Below are 7901 nucleotides of genomic sequence, written 5' to 3'. Positions count from 1 at the left end.
ATTGGTCACTCAGTTCATTGAAATCATTTTGTTACCGAAGTAACTGTTACTACCTAAGTAATAACGTTTTGATATTCATCAACGAGTGCCCACACAGATTGATAGGTTTAAATTGTTAAAGAGCTTTTCCTTTTTGAGCTTCGCTCAAATCGGACGGCCATTTTAGCGATTTAAGTTTTAGTGTCAACCACTATTTTCAAAACTTTTTTCAAGCGCTTAGCTTGGCTAATTTGACCTACTGATTCGTTTTGGTTTCCTAAGAAGCCATCCCGTGTCAGCGAGGTGGCATTATAGAGATTTCGATCACACTGGCAAGCCCTTTTTGAAGTTTTTCTTACTTTTTTATTCGTTCGATTAAAAAGAACACAAAACGCCTCAAAAGTAGGCTTTTTTCTTACATCTCTTGTAGTTTCTTAGAGAATAAAGAGACTTTTTCCCAGTTTGTGTATTCGACTTCCTTGGTTGTATCCGTTTCACCACCTGTCATATTCATAATGAAGCGAATCATGGTTTTATCGAACCAGTTATAACGTGGGTAATAGAGTGCGCCAGCAAACACACCGATTAGAGTCGGCTGCCATGGGGACTTTAGAAGAAACTTCTTAATATAGGCGCTACCTTCAGGGGTATCTTTTCCTTGGTCTTCTTTACGCGCCGTTAAGTTAACGCAAAAGAAGGCAACCTTATTTGATTGCAGCTGAGCAAGGTTGGCATCAATGAACTGATATAGCTTCTTATTGAGATGCCCATAGCGAATAGATGCGCCAATCAACACTCTGTCGTATTGAGCAAAGTCGACATTACCAATGGTGTGCAGATCTTGAAGCTCACATTCGAACTCATTCATTTCTTCTTTTATATAGTTCAAGATTTTCTTGGTCTGCCCTTCACGGCTTGAATACAAAAATAGAGCTTTTGCCAAAATGTTGTCCTTAGCTACGCCAAAACGTAGGGGTCAATAAAATTAATAAGGTGAATATCTCTAAACGACCAAACAGCATAGATACGATCAACACCCACTTAGCCTTGTCATTCACATCGCCGAAGTGCATTGCCACTTCACCTAAGCCCGGGCCAAGATTATTCAATGTTGCCGCTACGGCAGAGAAAGCACTTAGCTCATCCATACCGGTTGCAATCAGAGCCAGCATACAAACCACAAAAACCAAGGCGTATGCAGAAAAGAAACCCCACACCGCATCCACGACACGCTGTGGTAACGCTGAGCCGCCAACCTTGATGGTATAGACAGCGCGAGGGTGAACAAGACGCTTCATTTCACGAGCACCTTGCAGGGTGAGCAGTAAGATTCGAATGACTTTCATACCACCGCCCGTAGAACCTGCACATCCCCCTATAAAAGAAGAGAACAAAAGCAGTACGGGTAAGAACAATGGCCACTCGGAGAAACCAGTAGTGGTGAAGCCTGCTGTCGTTGATATAGATACCGTTTGGAACAAGGCTTGATCAAAAGCATCGTAATACGAGTCATAGGAGTGATGATTAAGCAGTAATAAGAAACAAACTAAGAACAAGACCGCTTGAATAAAGATAAAGGCGCGGAATTCAGGATCTTTCCAGTAATACTTAGGATGCACACCACCAGAAGCAAACGCAGCAAAGTGAAGTGAATAGTTACAAGCAGAGATAAGAAGAAACACAACCGTAATCATGTTGATCGCCGGGCTGTTAAAATAGCCCATGCTCGCATCGTGAGTCGAGAACCCACCAATCGCAATAGTTGAGAAGCTATGACTGATGGCATCAAAGAAGCTCATCCCTGCAAGCCAAAAAGCTACTGCACAAGCAATGGTTAAGCTCAGATAGATGTACCACAGCGCTTTTGCCGTTTCAGCGATACGCGGGGTCATCTTACTGTCTTTAACAGGACCAGGTATTTCGGCACGGTACAGCTGCATACCACCGATACCAAGAACAGGAAGGATGGCTACTGCCAATACGATGATACCCATACCACCAAACCATTGCAGGAACTGACGGTAAAACAGAATCGCCTTAGGTAGTTCATCAAGGCCGACAATAACGGTCGCACCTGTAGTAGTTAATGCAGAAAAGGATTCGAAAAAGGCATCAGTAACTGAAACATTTGGGTTATCGGCGATCAGAAACGGCAGCGCGCCCGCACTACCGATTACCGTCCAAAACAGAACTACAATCAAAAAGCCATCACGCGCTTTCAATTCATGCTTATAGCGTCGGTTTGGAAACCAGCAGGTTGCCCCACAAAATAACAGAACGAAGAAAGTCGTCACAAATGGCACACCCGCACCATCTCTATAGATCAGTGCGACGAGCGCAGGAGCAAGCATTGATACACTAAAAAGTGCTAATAATAATCCGACGATTCGAATAATTGAGCGAAATTGCATGAGCTATTGAACGAAGCGAAATGCTTCACACTTCCTAGTTGTCTTTGACTTTCGTTACCAGTGCCTTGGCACCGCTTTTATTGATCATGGTTTGGGTAAACGAATCTACCTGAAGGAGCTCTATTTCAATAATAAGCTCAACTTGAACACCATAATCCGCTTGGACTTCAACAGCCTGATGCTGAGCCATGATGGATTGTGCGATTGGCACAAAACCATAGTCTAACTCTAGCCGTAATTTTGTGGTTATTTTTTTCTCGATAGTTTGAAGCAGCTTGAGAGCTTGTTGCACTCCACCACCATAAGCCTTAACCAGACCACCGGTACCAAGCTTGATTCCACCAGAATAACGAGTGACCACTGCCGTTAACTCGCCAACACCAGATCCAGACAGTTGTGCCAAGATGGGCTTACCAGCAGTCCCAGAGGGTTCACCATCGTCACTAAAGCCCCATCGCATTGAGTCTTCAGGTCGCCCAGCCACAAACCCCCAACAGTTATGTCGTGCTGAAGAGTGCTCTTTTTTTACCTGCTCTACGAATTGTTTAGCAGTTTCTATACTTGGTGTATGAGCAAGGTGCGTAATAAAGACGCTCTTTTTTATCTCTTCTTCAAACAGAGCTGACGCTGACGGTATTAAATAGGGCTGTTCATTCATATCGTTAACTTAGTAAATAAGAGCGGAGAAGTGTATCACGCGTGAATAATAAGGGTTAGAGGATCTGTGCTATCGCACAATGTTAAACAATTGTTTAAAAAATGTATTGAAATTAATCAACCACAGGTACAGACTAAGATAACTGGTCTTACCAGGTATTCTACAATAATAGAAAGATAACAAGATTCTCTCAAACAATCGTGGATTGTATGTCATGGAGATAGACAATGATTTACCAAGCTAACACCCTACAGGTAAAGGAATTACAAGATGGTATTGCGGAATTAAGCTTCTGTGCACCAGCCTCTGTAAACAAACTCGACCTTGCTACTTTAGAATCACTAGATAAAGCGTTAGATGCACTTAATGCTCACGCAGGATTGCGTGGTTTAATCTTAACTTCAAACAAAGACGCGTTCATTGTAGGCGCAGACATCACTGAATTTCTTGGCCTATTTGCTAAGCCAGAAGCAGAACTTGATGAATGGTTAAGATTCGCTAATTCAATCTTCAGCAAGCTCGAAGACCTTCCTGTCCCAACTCTTTCAATGATGCGTGGCCATGCCCTTGGCGGCGGCTGTGAATGTGTACTCGCTACTGATTTCCGTATCGGTGACAAGACCACCAGCATTGGCCTACCTGAAACCAAACTCGGCATCATGCCTGGTTTTGGTGGTTGTGTGCGCCTACCTCGCGTTATCGGTGCTGACAGCGCAATGGAAATTATCACGCAAGGCAAAGCATGTCGTGCAGATGAAGCGCTTAAAGTTGGCTTGTTAGATGCGATTGTTGAAACAGACCAACTACTAGAATCAGCGATTAATACTGTTTCTTTGGCAGCCAATGAGAAACTCGATTGGCAGCTACGCCGCAAACAAAAAACATCAGCATTATCGCTAAGCAAACTAGAAGCGATGATGAGCTTTACCATGGCGAAAGGCTTAGTCGCTCAAAAAGCAGGGCCTCACTACCCAGCTCCGATTACTTCGGTGATTGCTATTGAAGAAGCAGCGCGTAGCGATCGCGATGCAGCACTCGACATCGAACGTAAACACTTCGTTAAGCTAGCAAAATCTGAAGAAGCGAAAGCACTGGTTGGCCTGTTCTTGAATGACCAATACATTAAAGGCTTAGCAAAACAGGCTGGTAAATCTGCGAATAAAGCGACTGAACGTGCTGCAGTACTTGGTGCTGGCATCATGGGCGGCGGTATTGCTTACCAGTCAGCATTGAAGGGCGTGCCAGTGATGATGAAAGACATCGCACAGGCGTCTCTAGATCTTGGTATGAACGAAGCTTCTAAGCTGTTGAATAAACGCTTATCACGCGGTCGCCTAGATGGATTCAAAATGGCAGGCATTCTGTCTTCTATTACTCCAAGTCTACATTACGCAGGTGTTGAACAATCAGATGTGATTGTGGAAGCCGTTGTAGAAAACCCTAAGGTAAAAGCAGCAGTATTAAGCGAAGTGGAAAGTTTGGTTGGTGAAGACACAGTTCTTACATCAAACACCTCAACGATTCCGATCAACCTGCTAGCGAAATCTTTGAAGCGCCCAGAAAACTTCTGTGGCATGCACTTCTTTAACCCAGTGCATCGCATGCCTTTGGTTGAGATCATCCGTGGCGAGCATACTTCAGAAGAAACCATTAATCGCGTAGTCGCTTACGCAGCGAAGATGGGCAAATCCCCTATCGTTGTTAATGACTGCCCGGGCTTCTTCGTAAACCGGGTACTTTTCCCTTACTTTGGCGGTTTCAGCATGTTGCTACGTGACGGCGCTGACTTCACCAAGATCGATAAAGTGATGGAACGTAAGTTCGGTTGGCCAATGGGCCCAGCATACTTGCTAGACGTTGTGGGTCTAGATACAGCACACCACGCACAAGCTGTGATGGCGCAAGGTTTCCCAGAGCGTATGGGTAAAGAAGGTCGTGATGCGATTGACGCACTTTACGTCGCTGAAAAATACGGTCAGAAGAACGGCAGCGGTTTCTACACATACAGCGTAGACAAACGCGGTCGTCCGAAGAAGACCTTCTCTGAAGACATTCTTCCTATCTTGGCTGACGTATGCCAACAGCCGCAAGACTTTGATGACCAGACAATTATCCAACGTGTGATGATTCCAATGATCAACGAAGTGGTGCTTTGTTTAGAAGAAGGCATCATCGCGACACCGCAAGAAGCGGATATGGCACTGGTTTACGGTTTAGGCTTCCCTCCATTCAGAGGCGGCGTATTCCGCTACTTAGACAGTGTGGGCATTGGTAACTTCGTTGAAATGGCGAAAGGCTACCAAGACTTAGGTGCAATGTACCAAGTTCCTCAGCTATTGCTTGATATGGCAGCGAAGGGCGAAAGCTTTTACGACAGCCAACAAGCCAGTTCTCTGTAACCCACATTTGGAAAAGGAATAGCAAAATGAATAATGTAGTTGTTGTTGATTGCCTTCGCACCCCAATGGGACGTTCCAAAGGTGGAGCTTTCCGTCACACACGTGCTGAAGATCTTTCTGCACATTTGATGAAAGGCATTTTAGAGCGCAACCCAGAAGTAAACCCTGTCGAAATTGAAGACATTTACTGGGGTTGTGTACAGCAAACACTAGAGCAAGGCTTCAATGTTGCACGTAACGCTGCTTTGCTTGCTGGTCTACCGATTGAGATTGGTGCAGTGACGGTTAACCGTTTATGTGGCTCATCTATGCAAGCTCTGCATGATGCAACCCGTTCTATCATGGTTGGTGATGCTGAAATCTGCCTGATCGGTGGCGTGGAGCACATGGGTCACGTACCAATGAACCATGGTGTTGATTTTCACCCAGGCATGTCTAAACACGTAGCGAAAGCTGCGGGCATGATGGGCCTAACGGCTGAGATGCTAGGTAAAATGCACGGTATTAGCCGTGAAGACCAAGATGCATTCGCAGCACGCTCACATGCTCGAGCTCAAGCAGCGACGGTTGAGGGTCGTTTCAAAAATGAAATCCTGCCAACAGAAGCTCACGCTGCAGACGGCTCTTTATTTACCCTAGATTACGACGAAGTAATTCGTCCTGAAACCACAGTTGAAGGCCTATCTCAGCTTCGCCCGGTATTCGACCCAGCAAACGGTACGGTAACAGCAGGTACTTCATCAGCATTGTCTGATGGCGCTTCTGCAATGCTTATCATGAGTGAAGATAAAGCCAACGCTCTTGGCCTTAAGATTCGAGCTCGCGTGAAGTCGATGGCTATCGCAGGTTGCGATCCTTCAATCATGGGGTACGGCCCAGTACCAGCAACCCAAAAAGCACTTAAACGTGCAGGACTAACCATTGAAGACATGGGTGTGATTGAGTTAAACGAAGCGTTTGCTGCTCAATCTCTTCCATGTGCGAAAGACCTAGGTCTACTGGATGTGGTTGATGAGAAAGTAAACCTTAACGGCGGTGCGATTGCTCTTGGTCACCCACTAGGATGTTCTGGTTCTCGTATCTCGACGACTCTAATCAACCTGATGGAAGCACAAGACGTGAAATACGGCTTAGCGACCATGTGTATTGGTTTAGGCCAAGGTATTGCAACGGTATTTGAACGCCCATAGCGTTTACTGACTGTAATACTGAAGGGTAATCTGTTGTGCAGCTATATTTATATAGCTGCACTTTTTATTGCTCGACGTTCAACTATCCATCGATTCGTTCAACGAACTTAAAAAGGAAAGAGCCACCACTGACATCTATGCACAAAACGCATAGATTCAATGTTGATGTTTCATTATTTTTTCTCGGATGATTCAACTAAAGTTACTTCAGTTTCCTAATATTCCTCCACGGAGCAGATCATGTTTAAAGCACTTGTACTAAACCAAGAAGACAAAAAAACTATCGCGTCAGTTTCTCAAATTGAAGAGTCTCAATTACCAGAAGGTAACGTGAAGATTGATGTTAGCTACTCTTCTTTGAACTACAAAGATGGCTTGGCGATTACTGGTAAAGGGCGCATTGTTCGTAACTTCCCTATGGTTCCTGGTATCGACCTTTCAGGTGTGGTTTCACAATCTGATGACCCACGCTACAAAGCAGGCGACGAAGTGGTTCTAACGGGTTGGGGTGTTGGTGAAGGTCACTGGGGTGGCATGGCTGAAAAAGCAAGCCTAAACGGTGATTGGTTAGTGCCAATGCCTGCAGGTCTAAACGCTAAGAAAGTAATGGCAATCGGTACAGCTGGCTTCACAGCAATGCTTTGTGTGCAAGCTATCGTAGATGCAGGCATCAAGCCAGAAGACGGTGAAATCCTAGTAACGGGTGCAAGTGGCGGTGTAGGCAGTGTGTCTATCACTCTACTAAACCAACTGGGTTATAAAGTAGCAGCGGTTACTGGTCGTGCTTCTGCAAACGGTGAACTACTTAAATCACTAGGCGCGACACGCATTGTAGAGCGTGCTGAACTAGAAGAACCAGCTAAGCCACTAGAGAAACAACTGTGGGCTGGCGCTATCGATACGGTAGGCAGCAAAGTACTTGCTAAAGTACTGGCGCAAGTTGATTACAACGGTGCGGTTGCGATGTGTGGTCTAGCAGGCGGTTTTGACTTACCAACAACGGTAATGCCATTCATTCTGCGTAACGTTCGCCTACAAGGTGTTGACTCTGTAATGTGCCCTCGTGAAAAACGTATTAAAGCGTGGGAACAACTGGCTGAGCTACTACCAGAATCTTTCTACGCTCAAGCAACTAAAGAAGTGTCTTTAGACGGTGCAATTCAAGCAGCAGAAGACATCACTAACGGTCAAATCACTGGTCGCGTAGTCATTAAACTATAGATTCTCAAACATAACGTTATCAAACCTTAAGCAACAGCTTTAG

The 7901-nt window shown here is 45.1% G+C and carries 6 protein-coding genes; 3 read left to right on the top strand and 3 right to left on the bottom strand.

Annotated features, from left to right (window positions below; genetic code table 11):
- Positions 1–394: 394 nt before the first annotated feature.
- Genes hemG through ATB74_RS21995 form a run of 3 tightly spaced genes read right to left on the bottom strand, consistent with a single transcriptional unit; the run spans position 395 to position 3048 of the window.
- Positions 395–922 (bottom strand): menaquinone-dependent protoporphyrinogen IX dehydrogenase, encoded by a 528-nt coding sequence (gene hemG, locus ATB74_RS22005; RefSeq protein ID WP_017107504.1) that lies wholly within the window; start codon positions 920–922, stop codon positions 395–397.
- Between the two features lie 10 nt (positions 923–932).
- The gene (locus ATB74_RS22000) at positions 933–2390 is read right to left on the bottom strand and encodes a TrkH family potassium uptake protein (protein WP_061019745.1); all 1458 of its coding nucleotides are present in this window, start codon (positions 2388–2390) and stop codon (positions 933–935) included.
- A gap of 34 nt (positions 2391–2424) precedes the next feature.
- Complete coding sequence (locus tag ATB74_RS21995; RefSeq protein WP_060983439.1) at positions 2425–3048, bottom strand: YigZ family protein; 624 nt, start codon at positions 3046–3048, stop codon at positions 2425–2427.
- A 227-nt stretch (positions 3049–3275) separates the two neighbouring features.
- Here ATB74_RS21995 and fadB point away from each other — a divergent pair, with 227 nt between their 5' ends.
- The 3 genes from fadB to ATB74_RS21980 all read left to right on the top strand — a co-directional run bounded on the left by fadB (position 3276) and on the right by ATB74_RS21980 (position 7858).
- Complete coding sequence (fadB, locus tag ATB74_RS21990; RefSeq protein ID WP_060983440.1) at positions 3276–5447, top strand: fatty acid oxidation complex subunit alpha FadB; 2172 nt, start codon at positions 3276–3278, stop codon at positions 5445–5447.
- A gap of 26 nt (positions 5448–5473) precedes the next feature.
- The gene (fadA, locus tag ATB74_RS21985; protein WP_017055496.1) at positions 5474–6637 is read left to right on the top strand and encodes an acetyl-CoA C-acyltransferase FadA; all 1164 of its coding nucleotides are present in this window, start codon (positions 5474–5476) and stop codon (positions 6635–6637) included.
- Positions 6638–6877: 240 nt separating this feature from the next.
- Positions 6878–7858 (top strand): MDR family oxidoreductase, encoded by a 981-nt coding sequence (locus tag ATB74_RS21980; protein WP_061019744.1) that lies wholly within the window; start codon positions 6878–6880, stop codon positions 7856–7858.
- Positions 7859–7901 lie beyond the last annotated feature (43 nt).

The sequence above is a fragment of the Vibrio splendidus genome, from assembly GCF_001557875.1.
Classification (GTDB): Bacteria; Pseudomonadota; Gammaproteobacteria; order Enterobacterales; family Vibrionaceae; genus Vibrio; species Vibrio splendidus_F.
The sequence above is the reverse complement of the archived record's forward strand: the minus strand, read 5'-3'. Positions and strand labels throughout refer to the sequence as shown.

Excerpts from the sequence above, each read along its gene's own strand:
- ATB74_RS22000 (WP_061019745.1), bottom strand. The coding sequence starts at position 2,390 with ATGCAATTTCGCTCAATTATTCGAATCGTCGGATTATTATTAGCACTT.
- ATB74_RS21995 (WP_060983439.1), bottom strand. The coding sequence starts at position 3,048 with ATGAATGAACAGCCCTATTTAATACCGTCAGCGTCAGCTCTGTTTGAA.
- fadB (WP_060983440.1), top strand. The coding sequence starts at position 3,276 with ATGATTTACCAAGCTAACACCCTACAGGTAAAGGAATTACAAGATGGT.
- fadA (WP_017055496.1), top strand. The coding sequence starts at position 5,474 with ATGAATAATGTAGTTGTTGTTGATTGCCTTCGCACCCCAATGGGACGT.
- ATB74_RS21980 (WP_061019744.1), top strand. The coding sequence starts at position 6,878 with ATGTTTAAAGCACTTGTACTAAACCAAGAAGACAAAAAAACTATCGCG.